The 17,179-nt window shown below is 70.3% G+C and carries 15 protein-coding genes and 3 pseudogenes; 9 read left to right on the plus strand and 9 right to left on the minus strand.

What is annotated here, in order from left to right:
* The 3 genes and pseudogenes from E1294_RS56670 to E1294_RS44670 form a co-directional block, all read right to left on the minus strand.
* Nucleotides 1-256: pseudogene (locus tag E1294_RS56670) on the minus strand (acetate--CoA ligase family protein); the annotation flags it as partial.
* 124 nt (nucleotides 257-380) lie between these two features.
* Nucleotides 381-647, minus strand: a pseudogene (locus E1294_RS56675) (acetate--CoA ligase family protein); the annotation flags it as partial.
* A 20-nt stretch (nucleotides 648-667) separates the two neighbouring features.
* The gene (locus E1294_RS44670; protein ID WP_132517638.1) at nucleotides 668-1,822 is read right to left on the minus strand and encodes an acyl-CoA dehydrogenase family protein; all 1,155 of its coding nucleotides are present in this window, start codon (nucleotides 1,820-1,822) and stop codon (nucleotides 668-670) included.
* Nucleotides 1,823-1,928: 106 nt separating this feature from the next.
* Here E1294_RS44670 and E1294_RS44675 point away from each other — a divergent pair, with 106 nt between their 5' ends.
* Nucleotides 1,929-2,540: a TetR/AcrR family transcriptional regulator gene (locus tag E1294_RS44675; RefSeq protein WP_132517640.1), complete on the plus strand. Its 612-nt coding sequence runs from the start codon at nucleotides 1,929-1,931 to the stop codon at nucleotides 2,538-2,540.
* On the opposite strand, the gene E1294_RS44680 is transcribed toward E1294_RS44675, so the two are convergent.
* Nucleotides 2,527-3,351, minus strand: coding sequence for a MaoC family dehydratase (locus tag E1294_RS44680; RefSeq protein ID WP_132517642.1), 825 nt, complete (start codon nucleotides 3,349-3,351; stop codon nucleotides 2,527-2,529). The genes E1294_RS44675 and E1294_RS44680 overlap by 14 nt on opposite strands.
* Before the next feature lies 1 nt (nucleotide 3,352).
* A complete protein-coding gene (locus E1294_RS44685) occupies nucleotides 3,353-4,252 on the minus strand; it encodes an SDR family oxidoreductase (protein ID WP_132517644.1) in 900 nt (299 codons plus the stop codon).
* 113 nt (nucleotides 4,253-4,365) lie between these two features.
* On the opposite strand from E1294_RS44685, the gene E1294_RS44690 reads away from it, so the two are divergent.
* Genes E1294_RS44690 through E1294_RS44700 form a run of 3 tightly spaced genes read left to right on the plus strand, consistent with a single transcriptional unit; the run spans nucleotide 4,366 to nucleotide 7,357 of the window.
* A complete protein-coding gene (locus tag E1294_RS44690; RefSeq protein WP_281284603.1) occupies nucleotides 4,366-5,754 on the plus strand; it encodes an MFS transporter in 1,389 nt (462 codons plus the stop codon).
* 23 nt (nucleotides 5,755-5,777) lie between these two features.
* On the plus strand, nucleotides 5,778-6,197 hold the full coding sequence (locus E1294_RS44695; RefSeq protein WP_425465267.1) for an acyl-CoA thioesterase: 420 nt from the start codon (nucleotides 5,778-5,780) through the stop codon (nucleotides 6,195-6,197).
* Entirely contained in the window at nucleotides 6,194-7,357 is a 1,164-nt protein-coding gene (locus E1294_RS44700; RefSeq protein WP_132517648.1) for an MFS transporter, read from the plus strand. The genes E1294_RS44695 and E1294_RS44700 overlap by 4 nt, the downstream gene beginning before the upstream one ends.
* Here E1294_RS44700 and E1294_RS44705 read toward each other — a convergent pair.
* From E1294_RS44705 to E1294_RS44720, 4 genes and pseudogenes are all read right to left on the minus strand, one after another.
* On the minus strand, nucleotides 7,352-8,860 hold the full coding sequence (locus tag E1294_RS44705) for a glycoside hydrolase family 13 protein (RefSeq protein WP_132517650.1): 1,509 nt from the start codon (nucleotides 8,858-8,860) through the stop codon (nucleotides 7,352-7,354). The genes E1294_RS44700 and E1294_RS44705 overlap by 6 nt on opposite strands.
* A gap of 24 nt (nucleotides 8,861-8,884) precedes the next feature.
* A pseudogene (locus E1294_RS44710) lies at nucleotides 8,885-9,259 on the minus strand (globin); the annotation flags it as partial.
* Between the two features lie 43 nt (nucleotides 9,260-9,302).
* The gene (locus tag E1294_RS44715) at nucleotides 9,303-10,163 is read right to left on the minus strand and encodes a mechanosensitive ion channel family protein (protein WP_246083727.1); all 861 of its coding nucleotides are present in this window, start codon (nucleotides 10,161-10,163) and stop codon (nucleotides 9,303-9,305) included.
* A gap of 559 nt (nucleotides 10,164-10,722) precedes the next feature.
* Nucleotides 10,723-11,007: a hypothetical protein gene (locus E1294_RS44720; RefSeq protein WP_132517656.1), complete on the minus strand. Its 285-nt coding sequence runs from the start codon at nucleotides 11,005-11,007 to the stop codon at nucleotides 10,723-10,725.
* Between the two features lie 273 nt (nucleotides 11,008-11,280).
* Between E1294_RS44720 and E1294_RS44725 the strand changes: the two genes are divergently transcribed.
* The 5 genes from E1294_RS44725 to E1294_RS44745 all read left to right on the plus strand — a co-directional run.
* On the plus strand, nucleotides 11,281-12,840 hold the full coding sequence (locus E1294_RS44725; RefSeq protein ID WP_132517658.1) for an NsdA family TPR-like regulatory protein: 1,560 nt from the start codon (nucleotides 11,281-11,283) through the stop codon (nucleotides 12,838-12,840).
* The gene (locus E1294_RS44730) at nucleotides 12,837-13,325 is read left to right on the plus strand and encodes a GNAT family N-acetyltransferase (RefSeq protein ID WP_132517660.1); all 489 of its coding nucleotides are present in this window, start codon (nucleotides 12,837-12,839) and stop codon (nucleotides 13,323-13,325) included. Before E1294_RS44725 ends, E1294_RS44730 begins: the two co-directional genes overlap by 4 nt.
* A 313-nt stretch (nucleotides 13,326-13,638) precedes the next feature.
* Nucleotides 13,639-14,898 carry a DMT family transporter gene (locus E1294_RS44735; protein WP_165977831.1) on the plus strand — a complete coding sequence of 420 codons (1,260 nt, stop codon included), beginning with the start codon at nucleotides 13,639-13,641 and terminating at the stop codon, nucleotides 14,896-14,898.
* A gap of 269 nt (nucleotides 14,899-15,167) precedes the next feature.
* Entirely contained in the window at nucleotides 15,168-16,805 is a 1,638-nt protein-coding gene (locus tag E1294_RS44740) for a tetratricopeptide repeat protein (RefSeq protein ID WP_132517664.1), read from the plus strand.
* A gap of 15 nt (nucleotides 16,806-16,820) precedes the next feature.
* Nucleotides 16,821-17,179: hypothetical protein (locus E1294_RS44745; protein WP_132517666.1), on the plus strand; the 359-nt coding region annotated here is incomplete at its 3' end.

Consider the following 17,179-nt stretch of genomic DNA (forward strand, 5'->3'; position numbering starts at 1 on the left):
TCAGCCGGCCGCGCGCCTCCGACCAGCGCACCGCCGCGCCGATGGCGTGCAGCCCGTGTTCGATACCGCCCGCGACGTACGGGAAGCCGCTCTCCTGCTGCACCCGCCGCCCGAACTCCGTGACGTCGGTGAGGACGTTGCTCACCACCACGACCGGCACGGGCGAGGCGGCCATCCGCTCGGCGCTGGCCGCGTAGAGGGCGAACGCGGGAGCGGGGTCGGGCGGCGCGACGCGGGGCGGCTCCGACAGCAGCATGACCGGGGTCGGCGCTCACCGCCTCCAGCGCGCGGCCGAGCAGGGTGCGGTCGATGAGCACGTAGCCGGTGACGTCGAGCGGGTTCTGCACGGTGCCGAACGGCGGGACGATCTCCGCCAGCCGCTCCACCGTCTCGGGTGCGAACGGCGGCAGCTCCAGCCCTTCGTCCTCGGCCCGGTCCGCGATGATCTCCGAGGCCCCGCCGGACGGGGTGACGACGCCGACGCGCCTTCCGGGCAGCGGCCCCGTTGAGGCCAGCAGCCCGGCGGTGATGATGAGATCCTCCAGCGACCGCACCCTGATCACGCCCAGCCGGCGCAGCGCCGCGTCGATGACGCCGTCGTCGCCGACGAGCGCTCCCGTGTGCGCCCGGGCGGTGTGCGAGGCCAGCCGGCTGCACCGTCATGCGATCATTCCCCGATCAGGCCGAGCCTCGCGTGCCCCTTGATCAGGTTGCGCGCGATCGTGCGCCGCTGGATCTCGTCGGTCCCCTCGAAGATGCGCAGCAGCCGCAACTCCCGGTACCACCGCTCGATCGGCAGTTCCTTCGTGTACCCCATGCCCCCGTGGATCTGCAGCACCCGGTCGACCACCTGGTTCGCCATCACGGCCCCGTTGAGCTTGGCGATCGACGAGGCGTGCCGCGCGTCCAGCCCTTCCCGCACCCGCCACGCCGCGTACAACGTCAGCCACTTCGCCGCCTCGATCTCGACCTGGGAGTCGGCGATCATCCACTGGATGGCCTGGTACTCCGCGATCGCCCGCCCCATGGACTTGCGGATCGTGGCGTAGTCGACGGCCATCTTCAGCATGCGCTCCGCGGAGCCGATGGCGCGGGCCGGGATCATGTAGCGTCCCTGCCCGATCCACTCCATGGCCAGCTCGAAGCCTCTGCCCGGCTCGCCCAGGATGTTCTCCTCCGGCACCCGTACGTCCTCGAACACCAGCGAGGCGGGGCCCCACTGTCCCATGGTGGGGATCGGCTCGGAGCGCCAGCCCATGTCCCGGTCCACCAGGAAGCACGTCACCCCGTACGGCTCGGCCACGGCGAACACCATGACGAAGTCGGCCTCGTTGCCTCCCGTGATGAAGGTCTTCTCGCCGTTGACGATCCACTCGGCGCCGTCCCTGACGGCGCGGGTGCGGATGTTGCGGGCGTCGGAGCCCGCGCCCGGCTCGGTGATCGCGAAGCAGGAGCGGCGCTCGCCCTCGATGGTGGGGAGCAGGTAGCGGCGCTTCTGCTCCTCGGTGCCCGCGTAGAGGATGTTGTCGGCGCTGCCGCCGAACGAAAACGGCACGAACGTCCTGCCGAGCTCCATGGCGATGATCGCGGACATGATCGGGCCGAGGGCGGCGCCGCCGTACTCCTCGGGGGTGTTGATGCCCCAGAAGCCCGACTTCCTGGCCTTGGCCCGCAGGTCGCGCAGGACGTCCGCGTCCAGCGCCGGGCGGTCCTCGCGCTCGTTGCGCAGGACCTCGGGCTCCAGCGGCATGACCTCCTTCTCCACGAAGGACCGTACGGTGTCGCGGATCTGGCGTTCCTCGGTGGCGAGTGAGAAGTCCACGGCCGGCTCCTGGAATTTCTAGAATGCTTCTCTAGGAAGAGGTTCTAGCCGATGGGGCATCGTGTCAAGAATGAAATTCTAGAATTGACGCGGTAGGATGACCCGCATGGCACGGAAGTCCTCGTGGGAGTGGAGCCGTACGGCCCAGACCCGCAAAAGCATGCTGCAGGCGGCTCGCGAGGTCTTCAGCGAGCACGGCTTCGCCGAGTCCAACGTCGCCGAGGTGGTCGCTCGCGCCGGGTCCAGCGTCGGCAGCCTCTACCATCACTTCGGCGGCAAGACCGAGCTCTTCCTGGCCCTCTACGAAGACCATCAGGCGGCGCACGAGCAGGCGTCGGCCGCCAGCGTGGCCAAGGCCAGGAAGTCCGGCGTCGACGACCCGGTCGAGCTGCTCATCGCCGGCGCCCGCGCCTACCTCGACGGGGTGTGGGAGCGGCGCGACCTGGTCAGGCTGTTCATCGACGGCGACGGGCCGCCGGGCTTCGAGCTGCTGCGCCGCACGCGGGGCAGGGAGTGGGTGCGCCAGAACGCCGTCCTGCTCGGGGCCGGAGGCGACGCGCTCGCCCGGTTCACCGTGGCGGTGCTGACCAGCATCATCGGCGAGGCCGCCCGCGAGGTCGCCACCTCAGACACGGAGGAGGAGGCCAGAGAGGTGATCGAGGCGGCGATGAAGCTGATCCGCCGCCTCGACCCCCTCAAAGACTTCACCGACGACTGACCGTGGCGCGGCCGCGGTCGATCACCACGGTGCCGTCGTCCTTTGCGGTCCTGAAGCGCACGTCCTCGCCGTCCACCCAGATCGACACCGTGAGCGACTCCCCGGGGAAGACGGGGCTGGTGAAGCGCCCCGACATCGCCCGGAAACGGCCGGGGTCCGACCCGGCCACGGCGTGCAGCAGCGCCCGCCCGGTCACGCCGTACGTGCAGAGCCCATGGAGGATCGGCCGGTCGAAGCCCGCCCTGGCGGCGAACTCGGGGTCGCTGTGCAGCGGGTTGACGTCACCGGAGAGCCGGTAGAGCAGCGCCTGCTCCGGCACCGTCGGGTACGTCACCTTGTGGTCGGGCGCCCGGTCCGGCAGCGCCCACGCGTCGCGCGGCCCCCGGTCGCCGCCGAAGCCGCCCTCGCCCCTGATGAACACCGCGCTGCGGCTGGAGATGACCGGCTCGCCCGTGTCGAGGTCCACGGCCCGCGCCTCGGAGGTCACCAGCGCGCCCGAGCCCTTGTCGTAGATGCCGGTCACCTTCGAGGTCGTCCGCACGCCGCCCGCGGGGGGCAGCTCCCCGCGCAGCTCGAAGCCCTGCTCGGCGTGGACCAGCAGGGCCGGGTCGAAGTCGCCCAGCCGCCGCCCCGGCGACTGCGCGGCCAGCACCGCGAACGTCGGCAGCACCCGCTGCCCCTTCTCCGTGGTGAACTCCAGCTCCGAGGTGCCCGCGCCGACGCCGAGCGCGTACAGCATGGTGTCCTTGGCGGTCCAGGTGCGCTCGCGGGCCGGGCCCTCGACACCGATGAGGGAGTGGTCGAGCGGCATGTCAGTCCTCCCGTCCGGGGATGCGGCCGTTGGTCATCGCGTTGGGCGCGGCCTTGTCGACCAGGGCGGGGATGACGCCGCCCAGCTCGGCCGGCTCCCACCGGGAGCCCTTGTCGACGCCCGGCCCCGCGTGCCAGCCCTCGGCGACGCTGATCGCGCCCCCGCGCATGTTGAACACCCGGCCGGTGACGCCGCGGGCCTCGGCGCTGGACAGCCAGACCACCAGGGGCGCGATGTCGTCGGGGTCGGCGCCCGTGACGCCGGCGGGCATGAGGTTCTCGGTCATGCGGGTCAGCGCGGCGGGGGCTACGGCGTTCACGGTCACGCCGTAGCGCTCCAGCTCCTTGGCCGCGATGACGGTGAGGCCCGCGATGCCGGCCTTGGCGGCGCCGTAGTTGCCCTGACCCGGGTTACCGTAGATGCCGGAGGACGAGGTGGTGTTGATGATCCGGGCATCCACGTGTTCGCCCGAATTCGCCTTGGCCCTCCAATAGGCGGCGGCATGGCGCAGCGGCGCGAAGGTGCCCCGGAGGTGCACCCTGATCACCGCGTCCCATTCCTCGGGCGTCATGTTGACGAGCATCCGGTCCCGCAGGATGCCCGCGTTGTTGACCAGCACGTCGAGGCCGCCGAAGTGGTCGACGGCCGAGCGGATCAGCCGCTCGGCGCCGTCGAAGTCGGAGACGTCCGCACCGTTGACGACGGCCTGGCCGCCCATGGCCTCGATCTCCGCCACCACCTCGGCGGCCGCCCCGGACGAGCCGGTGCCGTCGACCTCGGCGCCCAGGTCGTTGACCACCACCTTCGCCCCTTGCCTGGCGAACTCGAGCGCGTGCCCCCGCCCGATGCCCCTGGCCGCACCTGTGACGATCACCACGCGACCTTCGACGATCCCGCCCATCCCGACACCTCGCTCGTTGACCGGCTGACGATGCGAATAGAATTCTAGTATCAAAATCTAGAAAGGACAGGCCCTTGCCGGCTGCGACCCCTTTAGGCCATGCGTGGCGAACCTTGTCGGTCGTAAGCCTGGCGAGCGTGCTGACCGGTCTCGGCGGCAGCGCGATGAACGTCGCCCTGCCCGAGATCGTCAGGCACACCGGCGCCGACGCGACGGCCGCGGGCTGGATCCTCCTCGGCTTCCAGTTGACCACGACCGTGCTCATGGTGGTGTTCGGGCGGCTGGCGGATCTGTTCGGCCGGCGCCGGATGTACCTGATCGGGCTGGCGACGTACACGGTGGCCGCGCTGCTGGCGGGCCTGGCGCCGAACGCGTGGGTGATCGTGGCCATGCGGGTGGTCCAGGCGGCGGGGGCCGCCATGCTGCTCACCAACAGCGCCGCCCTGGTCAGCGACGCGTTCCCGCGCGAGCGGCTGGGAGAGGGCATGGGGGTCTACGTGGCCTCGTTCTCGATCGCCGGGTTGATCGGGCCGACGCTGGGCGGGGTGCTGGCCGACGGTCTCGGCTGGCGCTGGGTGTTCTGGTTCAACGTGCCGATCGGGGTGATCTGCCTGGTGTGGGGCGCGCTCGTGTTGCGCGAGACCGTCCCCGACCGCCGCGACCGCGGGCTCGACCTGCCCGGGAGCGTGCTGGTGCTGGTCACCCTGGGCGGGCTGCTGCTGGCGTTGTCGGAGTTCACCCGGCTCGGCTGGGGGCACCCGGTGGTGCTGGCCGGGCTCGCGTGCTTCGCCGTGGGGCTGCCGTTGTTCCTGGTCAGGGAGCGGCGGGCCGCGCACCCGGTCGTGGACCTGGGCCTGTTCCGCGACCGGGCCTTCTCCTTCGGCACGCTCGCGTCGTTCCTCAACGCCGTCGCGCGCATGGGCATGGTGTTCCTCGTCGCGCTCTACTTCCAGGCGGTGCGCGGCGACGATCCCGTACAGGCAGGGCTGAAGGTGTTGCCGCTGGCCATCGCGGCGATGACCGCGTCGGTGGTTTCGGGTTTCCTGCAGCGCCTGATGAGCGCCCGCACGCTGGCCGTGGCCGGGGCCTCGGTGACCACCTGCGGGCTGGTGGTCATGCTGGTGGTGATGTCCTCGACGATGCCGTACGCGGCGGTGGCGGCGGGGCTGGTGCTGATCGGGCTCGGCTCGGGCGTGTTCATGCCCTCCAACACCACCGCCATCCTGGATGGCCTGCCCTCGGCGCGGCTCGGCATCGTCAACGCCATGCGGCTCATGCTGCAGAACACGGGGAACGTGGTGGGCACCGGCCTGGTCCTGTCGATCATCACCGCGCCGCTCCCATCCGCGCTGCACGAGCAGGTGTTCGCGGGCATGCTCTCGCACCTGCACAGCGGCGCGGTCGAGCAGCTCGTGACCGGCTACCGCTGGGCGCTCGCCGCCATGGCCACCGTCTCCGTGCTGACCGTGCTCGCCTGCCTGGCCCGGCGCAGAGCCCCCTGACCGGGGCGGGTACGGTGACTGGCGTGGTTGAACGCACCCCGGCCCAGCGCCACCTCTACCCCCGAACGGTGAGATTCGCCGACGTCGACTCCCAGGGGCACGTGAACAACGTGCGCTTCCTCGACTACCTGGAGGACGCCCGTTTCGGCATGTTCCACATCGATCCGTACAACGCGGGTGACGATCCGTTCAAGGGCCTGGTGGTCACCCGGCACGAGATCGACTACCACCGCCCGCTCGGCTTCCGCGCGGAGCCGGTGCGCGTCGAGACGTGGGTGACGGAGATCAGGGCGGTGCGCTTCACCCTCGCGTACGAGATCCGCGACGACGACGCGGCCTACGCCACCGCCACGTCCGTGCTCGCGGCCTACGACGTCGAGCGGGCCGCCCCGCGCCGGCTCTCGGAGAGCGAACTGGCGTACCTCAAACGTTTCTCCGCATGAAACGCTGGCTGATGCTGGCGCTGGGGGTCAACGCCCACGCGAGTGTCACGCTGGGACTGTTCGGCCTTCCCCTCGTCATTCCCGAGATAGAGCGACATTTCGGGGTTCCGCTGGCCGTGGCGGGGATCATGGCGAACGCCCCCTCCGTGGGCGTCCTGTTCGCGCTCGTGGCCTGGGGCGCGCTGGCCGACCGGCACGGCGAGCGGCTGATCCTGGGCACCGGCGTGGGGCTGGCCGCCGTGCTGTTCGCCGCCGGCGCGTTCGTCGGCGAAGTCTGGGCGGTGATCGGGCTGCTGGCCCTGGCCGGGGCCGGGGGCTCGGCCGCGATGGTCGGCGGCGGGCGCATCGTGCTGCGCTGGTTCGAACCGCCGGAGCGCGGCCTCGCCATGGGAGTGCGCCAGGTCTCCTTCACCCTCGGCATGGCCGCCGGGGCGTTCGTGCTGCCGCCCATCGCGCAGGCGCGCGGCCTGGCCGGCGTGCTGTTCGTGTGCGCCGGCGTGAGCCTGTTGGCCGCCGTGCTGGCCGCGATCTTCCTGGCCGAGCCGCCGCGCGCGATCTCCAGGTCGGGCGCGGGGCCGCAGGGCTCGCCGTACCGGCAGCCGGCGTTGTGGCGGGTGCACGCCACCAGCGCCCTGCACGTGGTGCCGCAGATCGTGGTCACCACGTACGGCGTGACCTGCCTCGTACGCCTGTACGGATGGGACGAGGTGGCGGCCGGCCGGCTGTTCGGCGTGGCGGCGATCGCCGGGGCCGTGGTGCGCGTCGCGGCCGGCCGCTGGTCCGACAGGGTCGGCCTGCGCATGCGGCCCCTGCTGCTGATCACGATCTGCAACCTGGGCGTGATGGCGCTGCTGGTGACCGGCACGCTCTCGGGCACCTGGCTCGGGCCCGCCACGCTCGCGGTGGCCGCGGTGATGACCGTGGCCGGCAACGGGCTCGCCTACCTGACGGCGGGCGAGCTCGCCGGGCCCACGTGGGCGGGCCGGGTGCTCGGCACCCACAACACCGTCCAGAACGTCGTCTCCGTCGCCGTCACGCCGATGGCCGGCGTGCTGATCACGAACGTCGGATATTGGGCCGCCTTCGCCGCAGGGCTGGGAGGCGCGCTGCTCTCGCTGCCCGTCATCCCCTTTCGCGGCGAGGACGGCGAACGATTATGACGTGCGGCGCAGCCACACGGCGGTGTCAGGCGGCAGCAGGTCACCCCGCAGCTGCCCGCTCGCCAGCAGCACCTCGTCGTGCTCCGGCAGGCGCACCGGCCGGGCGCCGCAGTTGAGTGCGCAGATCAGCGGCCCGCGGGTGAAGAAAAGCACTCCCTCGGGAGACTTCAGCCACTCCAACGTATAAGGAATGGATCGTGCCAGGTCACGGCGGCAGGCCAGGGCCCTCCGGTAGAACTCGAGCGTGGATCCGGTGTCCCCTTCCTGCTTCTCGACGCTCAGCTCCGCGAACGCGGCCGGCTGCGGCAACCACGGCGGCACCCCGCCGGGCGCGAACCCGTGGGAGGGCGGATCGACCGTCCACGGGATCGGCACCCGGCACCCGTCACGTCCCGGCAGCTCGCCCTTCGACTGGAAGAAGACAGGGTCCTGCCTGGCCGCGTCGGGCAGGTCGCTCACCTCGGGCAGCCCGAGCTCCTCGCCCTGGTAGAGGTAGGCCGAGCCGGGCAGTGCCAGCATCGTGAGCAGTGCCGCCCTGGCCCGCTCCAGCCCTGTGACAGGGTCGTCGGCAGCGTAGCGGGTGCGGTGGCGTACGACGTCGTGGTTGGAGAGCACCCACGTCGCGAACGGGACGGTGGAGAGCGTGTCGTCGATCACCTTCCGGAACGCCGCCGCCGACCAGGGCGCCTGCAACCAGGCGAAGTTGAAGCTCTGGTGCAGTTCGTCGGGCCGCACGTAGAGGGCGAGGTCCTCGGAGCTGTCGGTCCACACCTCGCCCACGGCCATGCGCTCGCCCGGATAGCCGTCCAGCACCTTGCGCCAGTCGCGGTAGACGCCGTGCACCTCGGGCTGCCCCCACACCGGGGAGGCCGCCTTGAACGATTGGTCGCCGACGTCGGGCAGCCCTTCGGCCTTGTAGAGCCCCATCGCCACGTCGATGCGGAACCCGTCGACCCCGCGGTCCAGCCAGAACCGCAGGATGTCGAGGAACTCCCTGTGCACCTCGGGGTTGCGCCAGTTGAAGTCGGGCTGCTCCGGCGCGAACAGGTGCAGGTAGTGCCGGCCGTCCTCGACCTGCGTCCAGGCGGGCCCGCCGAAGGTGGACTGCCAGTTGTTGGTACGGTCGCGGAAGAGGTAGCGCTCGCGTCCCTCGCCGCGCAGCGCCGCCTGGAACCAGGGGTGGGCGGAGGAGCTGTGGTTGGGCACGATGTCCACGATCACCCGCAGCCCGTGGTCGTGCGCGTCGGCGACCAGCGCGTCGAAGTCGGGCAGCGTGCCGAACAGCGGGTCGACGTCGCGGTAGTCGGCGACGTCGTAGCCGCCGTCGGCCATGGGCGAGGGGTAGAACGGCGTCAACCAAATGGCGCCCACCCCCAGCTCGCGAAGGTAGGGCAGGCGCTCGCGCACCCCGGCCAGGTCGCCGACGCCGTCACCCGAGGCGTCGGCGAAGCTGCGAACGTAGATCTCGTAGACGACGGCATCACGCCACCAGGGGATATCCATGTGGCGAGTCATGCCCCGTTACGAGGGTGAGTTCACCAGGCTGTGGGCCGCGTAGACCAGATAGTCCCAGAGCCGGGTCTCCAGCTCGTCCGGCAGGTCGAGAGAGTCGACCGCGTCGCGCATGTGCCGCAGCCAGGCGTCGCGCTCGATCTCGCCGATCACGAACGGCATGTGGCGCATGCGCAGGCGGGGGTGCCCGCGCTGCTCGCTGTAGGTCTTGGGGCCGCCCCAGTATTGGATCAGGAAGCCCCGCAGCCGCTCTTCCGCCCCCGTCAGGTCGGGCTCGGGATAGAGCGGCCGCAGCACCGGGTCGTCCGCGACCCCCTCGTAGAAGCGCTGAACGAGGCGCCGGAAGGTCTCTTCGCCCCCGACGGCGTCGTAGAAGGAGGTCTCAGTCACGCTCACCAGCCTAGGGTGTGCCTCGGGTGGTGGTGCATCGCGCTCACCCCGCGACCATGGTGATGCCCGCGTCGTCGAGGGCCGCCTTGACCCTGATGCGCATCTCCCTGGCCACCTCGGCCTGCTCGTTGGGCAGCGTCTTGGCAGTGATGCGGAACACCACCGAGCTGTCGGAGAGCTGCTCCACGCCGAACACCTGCGGCTGCTCCACGATCTTGCTCTCGCGAAGCTCGGGGTCGGCCCAGATCTCCTCGGCCAGGTGCTCGAGCAGCACCCGCACGCTGACGATGTCGGCGTCGTAGGCCACCGGCACGTCGACATAGGCCCGCGACCAGCCCTGCGACTCGTTGCCGACCCTGGTGATGGTGCCGTTGCGGACGTACCAGACGCGACCGTCGGCGTCGCGCAGGCGGGTGATGCGCAGGGTGACGGTCTCGACGGTGCCGACCGCGGCGCCCACGTCGATCACGTCGCCCACGCCGTACTGGTCTTCGAGCAGCATGAACATTCCGGCGATGAAGTCCTTCACCAGTTCCTGCGCGCCGAAGCCGATGGCCACGCCGAGAATGCCGACGCTGGTCAGCAGGGGAGCGATCGGGATCGTCAGCCGGTCGAGCACGGTCAGCACCGCGGTGCCCAGGATGACGATCGAGGCGAGGTGCTTGAGCACCGAGCCCATGGTCTCGGCCCGCTGCTTCCTGCGTTCGTGCAGCAGCGCGTCGATGCTGTCGGTGGCGGCGCCCTTGCGGAAGCGGCTGGTGATGGAGCTCTTCGCGGCCGCGCGGTGGACCACTCTCGTGATCATCCGGTGCGCGACCTTCCGGAGCACGAACGCCAGCACGATGATCAGCACGATGACGATCGCGCTGGCCGCGATGGGTGCCCAGACCGCATTGTCGAACATCCCGACGAGGGTAGAGCAAACAGGATCCTTGGTACAGATCCCGGCCATGTCCTGGACGACCTTCTCCGGGTCCGGCAGCCCGCTCGACGGTGAGGCGGGCGGTGGCGACGGCGTCACCAGCAGTAACAAAGGTGGATCCCCCTCCAGAAGCGGTTCGGTCGGCTCTTTGGACCGATGCGATCCAAAAATACCGCCGACCGAACCGCCCGCCGTCACATCACGCCGGGGAAGACGGGGTCGTCGGCTCTCTGGGCCGCGGAGGGAGAGAGCGACGCTCCGATGACGGACGGCCCGGCAAGGGACAGGCACCCGGAAGCATGTCCCGTACCGGTTCCGGGAGGGATCCCCCCAACACCCGCCCGGCGGACCGGGAGGGTGGCTTCGCGGGTACGGCGTGCGGGCCGTACCGGTCGCAGTCAGGTGTGAGGCCAGAACCGGCGGAGTGACCAGGACCCCACATGCGTGGGACCCTCCGCACCGGTCACTCCGCCGGCCCTGTGAGGCCGCCGTGGATGCGGTGCGCCGCGGTGGCTGCGCTCCACCCGGCCCACCGCGTCGATCATTTCGCCACGGCGGCTAGCACGCGCGCGACTTTCGTCGCGGCACCGGCCGGGTCGTCGGCCGTGTGCATCCGTTCGCCCCAGGACCAGCAATACCACCAATCCGGCATATCGGACACAGTGGCCGGCCTGCAGGTGACGTTCTCGGACAGGCTGGTCGCGTTCGGGTTGATGACCCGTACGAACCTGCGACCGCTCTGGCTCTGGACCACTCGTGCGAGCAACCCATGAGCGCCCAGTTCGGATACGAGTCGCTCCAAGTGCTCGAAGTCGTCGTCCCCCACCGTTCGTCCTCCCTACCAATCGCCGCTGGTGGGCCAAAGATGTCTCATGTCAACGGCGAACGCAACGAGCTTGAGTGGCTACAGGGAGTTGCTCTTCTCCCAAGGGATAGAAGAAACAGTCCCGGGGAGGACGATCCTTAACCGTAGGCTGGCTGAGGGCGTTTTCAAACCCGTCGTCTCTGGTTCATAGTCATGGGTAGGCGCACAGCAATCTGAGGGCTACGCTGAGTCACCAGTTGCGGACCGGTCGAGACTTGCTTGGAAGGGGCCGGGATGTCCGGCAGACAGCACAGGGAAACGGAGATCGCCCGGCGGATCAGGGCCAAGGGCCTGGCCGCCGGGCGCACTTCGGCCCAGATCGCGGATGAGATCCACGAGGCTTGCGCGTCACAGTTCAGCACGACCCGCATCAAGGCGCACCGGTTGTCCTACGGGATCGCCCTGGCCGATGTCATCGAGCAGGTCAGGGCCCTGTTCGAGCGCGACTCCAAACCGACGCCGGGCATCGGCGAGACGCTGCTCTCGGCATATGAGAGCGGGCTGAAACGCCCGGGGCCCGAATATCTCCACTACCTGTGCACGGTCTACCGCGTCGAGCCCGTCGCCCTCGGCTACGACGGGCCGTGCATCTGCGGCCACGGCCACGCGCACCGGCCGGCGGGGGCACTCGGCGGCTCCGAGGCCAAGGACCCGCCGCCGCTGCTGCCGACGGAGCGCGAGCTCAACATCCAGCCCATGGTCACCGACCCGGAGGCGCAGGAGGACGAGAACATCCTTCGGCGGACGATGTTAAATCTGCTCCACACCGACACGAACCTCAACAAAGCTCTGGACGGGGTCGTGCTCGGAGCGTGCGAGGGCATCAGGCGGCGCATGGACGAGACGCTCGTCTCGGCCACGGTGTCCGCCGCGATGCTCGACCAGTGGGAAGAGGCGACGCTCAGCTTCGGCCGCCAGTACACGACGACGGCCCCCCTGAGACTGCTGTGCGACGTGCTGCTCGAGCTGAGCGCGGTCCGTACGGCGATGTCCCGCCGCCAGCCCATCGACCTGCAGGAACGATTGTGCAGGATGGCCGCCCAGCTGTCCGGGCTGAGTGGCATGATCATGATCAACCTCGGCGACCACCGCCTGGCCCGCTCGTTCTTCCGCACCGGGCGCACCGCGGCCGACGAGACCGGCGACCGCGCGTTGCGCGCCTGGATCACCGCTCGCGAGTCGCTCGTCCCCCTCTACTTCGGTGACGCCCGCGAGGCGCTCAACCTCGCCAAGAAGAGCCGCGACCTGGCCGGCTCGATGCCGTGCGCCGCGCAGGCCATGGCGCCGGTCGTCGAGGCCAGGGCGCTGGCCATGATGTCGGGGGGCGACAGCAAGAAAGAGGTCGTCGACCAGGCCAAACGCGCGCTGTCGAGGGCGCGCAGCGCCTTCTCCCACATGAAGAGCGAGGATCAGGAGGACGTCGCTTTCGGCTACACCGAGAAGCAGCTCTACTTCTACCAGGGCGACGTGCTCACCAAGCTCGGTCAGACGATCGAGGCAGAGGTGGTGCTCGGCCAGGCGCTCACCAAATACCAGGACCACATCCTCGACCAGACGCTGATCAGGCTCGACCAGGCCCAGTGCCGGCTGATCGACGGCGACGTCAATGAGGCGCTGGCGATCGGCATCAAGGCGCTGCGCCTGTTGAGCGACGAATATCTCACCGACTTCATCGTGCGGCCGGCGCTGGCGCTCGAGCAGGCGATCGCGTCCCGTGACGCCAACGCCCCAGGGCTCGAGGACTTCCGCGCCGAGTTGCGGCGATCGCGGGCCCAGCTGAAGGGGGGCGCATGAAACTGAAGATCCGGCGCTACCGATGGTCCGATCTCGACACCGTCCTGACTCTCCACCAGATCTGCCTGGCGCAGGTGGGCCTGGTGCCCGGCGACGGCGTCTATTACGACGACGATTTCCCCCACATCCAGGAGATCTATCTGGCCTGCGGCGGCGACTTCCTCGTCGGCGAGATCGACTCCCGCGTGATGGCCATGGGCGGGCTGAAACCCGTCGACACGTGCACGGCCGAGATCTGCCGGCTGCGCGTCCATCCCGATTTCCAGCGGCGTGGCTTCGGTGAGGCCATGCTCGTCACCCTGCAGCAGCGCGCCGTGGAACTCGGCTTCGAGCGGGTCAGAGGCGACACCACGCTCAACCAGGAGGCCGCGCTGGCGCTCTACGCTCGCCACGGGTGGCGCGAGCTCTCCCGGCACAAGGTGGGCAGGCTCGTCGTGGTCAACGTCGAGAAACTGCTGACCCCCGGCGTGCCCCTCGACCGCTAGCGCCTCCGCTCATCCGACGGTCCCACTTATCCCCCTCCTGGGGCCGAACCCTCCTTGGGTCGCCGTTCTCCGGCGCTGCCGGCGTGGCTTCTCCGCCGGCCCTTCTCGTCACGCAGAGTGACGTACGGCAGTCTCGTCAGGGGGCGGCTGCGGATGATCAGCTTGGCGGATCCGCGGCAATCGCCGATTCCGCTGTCGTGGATAAGGAAGTACGAACCCGCGGGTGAGGCTCTTAACACCGAGTTGTAGAGGACCATCACCGGCTGCTCACTGTACATCTACGGCTGCGAATAGTAGTGAGATGCTTTTGGGCATGGCAGTCTTGCCCGCTCCCCGCCCCCTCCTGGGAGCTGTGCTTCTGTTGTTCGTCAGCGCCGCCTGGGGGTCGGCCTTCCCGCTGATGAAGGATCTCATCGGCCGTATACCGGTCGAGGACCTGCTCGCTGAGCGTTACGTGCTCGCGGCGCTGACGCTGCTCGCCATCCGGCCTGGCTGCCTCAGGGGTCTTCCGCGGGTGACGTGGGTCTACGGGATCATTCTCGGGGTCATGTTCGGGGTCGGGCAGGTCGGGCAGGCGGTCGCCCTGCACGGGCTGCCCTCGGCGGTGTCCGGGTTCGCCGTGGGCTGCAGCGTGGTGATCACGCCGATTCTGGCGCTCATCCTGCACAAGGCGAAAGTGCCGCGGCGGATCTGGGCCGGGGTCGTGCTGGCGCTGGTCGGCATGATGGTGTTCACGCTGCTGCAGGGGGTGGAGGACCATGAGGTCTCGGTGCTCGCGCTCGGGGTCACGCTGGCCGCCGCCGCCCTCTACTCCGGCCACACGCTCCTGCTCGCGCATCTGTCCGACCGCGGGGTGGGTTTTCACGCGTACGCGCTGACCGTGGTCCAGCTGTTCACCATCGGGCTCCTCACGGGCGGCTACGCCGTGCGCGACGGGATCGTGTTGCCGACCGGCCTGCACGACTGGTCGGTCCTGGCGCATCTGTCGGTGGTCTCGTGCGCGCTGGGGTTCCTGGCCCGCTCGTACGGCCAGGTGCACGTGCCCGCCGTGCCCAGCGCGATCCTGATGTCGTCGCAACCCGTCTGGGTGGCCGCGATCGCGGTGATCTGGTTCGACGAGGCGATGGGCTGGAGCATGGTCGTCGGGGGCGGGCTGATGGCCGGGGCGATGTTGCTCGCGCTGCCGGCCAGGGCCGCCGCCCTGCATCGCGGGCGGGGCCATCGTGATCTCCTCGTGGCCGCCACCAGAACCGCCGCCGCAAGGCTCGCCGACCTGAGGATCAAACGGGAGGATCCGCTGCGGCTGGACGGCGCCCCGTCGCCGATCATCGCCAAGACCGCCTGCGAGGACGTCGCGTCGTGTCCCTGGCACACCCGCTCGCTCAAGGGCGGGGGCGAACCGAGCCTGGAGCGGCTGATCGAGCGGGCCACCCTCATCGTCAGGGCGCGCAACCTGCCCCGGCCCGGCTGCTGCCAGTCGGTCACGCTGCTCGGCAAGTGCCTGTGCGACTTGATGGAGCAGTCCGAAGGTACGCATACCACAGGATTGCCCCGCTGGTTTCGCCCCCAATAGGTTACATATGCCAATCAAAAGGCAAGTGGGTTTTATCCGTTAAACCACCACTTATTTAGCATAAATCTTGCTATTCGGTGGGGTGCCCTAATAATGGGGGATTACCCCCGAGTGGAGAGGTGCATCATGAAGCGCATCATCGTCCGCAAGCCTGGCACCGTGAGGCTCGCGGGGACCTCCAGCGTCATTCACCAAGGGTGACCGAGGCGAGGTCTCACCACAGGGTTCCGGGCGAACCGTATGTCCGGACAGGGCTCGCGCGACTGCTGATGCCGGTGATCGACGGGCACCGGCGGCCGCGTGGCCCGTACACCGTCGCCGCCGCGCTGTTACGGCACCTGGTGCCGTCCGTTCTGGAACGCTCCAGCGACCTCGTGGCGGCGCACGACATCGAGATCAGGGCCGCCGCGCCCGAGCTGGCCGGGATCGTGCCCGCCGTGCGCGTGACGATGGACGCGGAGCTGTCAGAGGAGGAACGTATTCTCGTACCCGCGCCCCGGCGCACGCTGCGGCTGGCCAACGGGCTCACGGAGTTTTTCCGCGACGCCGTGCCTCCCGGGCGGGCGCTCGTGGTGAGCAACGTCGCCGAGGCCGATCCCACGGACGCCGAGCTGCTCGACGTCATGATGCGGCGGATCCCGCCCGCCACGCTGGAGATCACGGTGTTCTCCGGCGGACCGTCGCACCCGCCCGACGGCCGCGACGCCGACGAGCTGTGGGCCGTGGTGGACCGGTGCGTGCGGGAGGGTTTCCTGCACGCAGTCGCCGAGCTGGGCGAGCTCGGCATGTCCCGCACCGAGCCGGGGAGCGTGCTCTGGTGGCGCTTCGCCCAGCGTACGGCGACCGCGCTGGGCGGGCTCGACCGCACCGCCGACGCCCTCGCGGTGTGGGAGCGGGTGCGCGAGATCAGCCAGGATCCGGCGATGCACGCCGCCGGCGCGTACGGCACCGCCATGCTCGACGCCCGACACCGCGACCCCGCCCGCCGCGACCTGGTCAGGGCCAGGAGGTGGGTCAACGAGGCGATCGCCATCTCCACGCTCCTGCCCGACCCCCTGGAGCGGGCATTCAAGCTCGGCTTCGACCGAAACGGCCTGGCGCTGATCGAGCTGCGGCACGGCCGGCTCCACGTCGCGCTGTCGCTGGTCGAGTCGGCCATCGAGCTGGCGGGCGAGCTGGGGGAGCGGCACCCGCTGCACCGGATGGTGCTGCTGGCGAACCGGGCCCAGCTGCTGGCCGCGCTCGGGCGTACCAAGGAGGCGCTGGAGGACTACGCCGCCGCGATCGCCGTGGACCCGGCCTTCCCCGACTTCTACCTGGAGCGGGGGAACCTGCTGTTCGGGCTCGGCCGGCACGAGGAGGCGCTGGCCGACTTCGAGCAGGCCATGCGGGCCGGGCCGCCGCTGCCCGAGGCGCACTACAACCGGGCCGAGCTGCGTACCGTGCGGGGCGACGTCGAGGGGGCGCTGGCCGACCTGGGCCGGGTGATCGAGCTCGATCCCGCGTACGTGGACGCCTACATCAACAGGGCCGGGTTGCTGGCCGCCTCCGGCAGGGACGACGAGGCCAGGGGAGACGTCCAGGCAGGGCTCGCGCTGGCGCCGGGCAACCCGCACCTGCTCACGGTGCTGGGCCAGCTGGAGACGGCGGCGGGGCGGCTCGCCGAGGCCAGGCTGGTGCTGGACCTGGCCGTCGAGCTGGCGCCCCGGCTGGCGGCCGCCTGGGGCAACCGGGGGGTGCTGCGCTTCACCGCCGGAGACGTGGAGGGCGCCGCCGGGGACCTGTCGCGGGCCATCGAGCTCCAGCCGCAGCCCGACCTCTACGCCAACCGGGCCGTTGCCCTGCGGGCCCTGGGGCGCGACACCGAAGCGGAGGCGGACGAACGCCGGGCTGCCCTGCCGTCCTGATGGGACGATGAGCTCATGACGGGGCGTGTGGGGCGGGCTGCCGCGGTGTGCGCCGCGCTCGGGGTGCTGTGGTGGGCCACCGTACGCCTGGCGTGGGCGGGCGTCGGCTGCGACGACTGGGGATGCCTGGTGCCGGCCGTCGGGGTCGTCGTGCTGATCTCGCTGGGCCTGCTCGCCTGGTCGGCCCGCGCGCTGGAGCGGGCCGGGGTACGGCCTGGGCGGCGGGTGGCGCTGGCGACGGCCGGGGTGCTGGTGGCGTTCCGGCTGGCCGGCGAGTCACTGCCCTCGTGGACGTCGTCGTTCGCGCACGTCGTCGCGACCGCGCTGGCCTTCGGCGGGGCGGGGGCCGTGGGGGCGTTCGTGACGGAGAAGGG

Origin of the sequence: Nonomuraea diastatica (genome assembly GCF_004349015.1) — a bacterium.
GTDB lineage: Bacteria > Actinomycetota > Actinomycetes > Streptosporangiales > Streptosporangiaceae > Nonomuraea > Nonomuraea diastatica.

What these genes read in the sequence shown, in the direction of transcription:
- E1294_RS44675 (WP_132517640.1), top strand. Translation starts at nt 1,929, where the DNA reads ATGGCACGGAAGTCCTCGTGGGAGTGGAGCCGTACGGCCCAGACCCGC.
- E1294_RS44680 (WP_132517642.1), bottom strand. Translation starts at nt 3,351, where the DNA reads ATGCCGCTCGACCACTCCCTCATCGGTGTCGAGGGCCCGGCCCGCGAG.
- E1294_RS44685 (WP_132517644.1), bottom strand. Translation starts at nt 4,252, where the DNA reads ATGGGCGGGATCGTCGAAGGTCGCGTGGTGATCGTCACAGGTGCGGCC.
- E1294_RS44700 (WP_132517648.1), top strand. Translation starts at nt 6,194, where the DNA reads ATGAAACGCTGGCTGATGCTGGCGCTGGGGGTCAACGCCCACGCGAGT.
- E1294_RS44705 (WP_132517650.1), bottom strand. Translation starts at nt 8,860, where the DNA reads ATGGATATCCCCTGGTGGCGTGATGCCGTCGTCTACGAGATCTACGTT.
- E1294_RS44715 (WP_246083727.1), bottom strand. Translation starts at nt 10,163, where the DNA reads ATGTTCGACAATGCGGTCTGGGCACCCATCGCGGCCAGCGCGATCGTC.
- E1294_RS44725 (WP_132517658.1), top strand. Translation starts at nt 11,281, where the DNA reads ATGTCCGGCAGACAGCACAGGGAAACGGAGATCGCCCGGCGGATCAGG.
- E1294_RS44730 (WP_132517660.1), top strand. Translation starts at nt 12,837, where the DNA reads ATGAAACTGAAGATCCGGCGCTACCGATGGTCCGATCTCGACACCGTC.
- E1294_RS44735 (WP_165977831.1), top strand. Translation starts at nt 13,639, where the DNA reads ATGGCAGTCTTGCCCGCTCCCCGCCCCCTCCTGGGAGCTGTGCTTCTG.
- E1294_RS44740 (WP_132517664.1), top strand. Translation starts at nt 15,168, where the DNA reads ATGCCGGTGATCGACGGGCACCGGCGGCCGCGTGGCCCGTACACCGTC.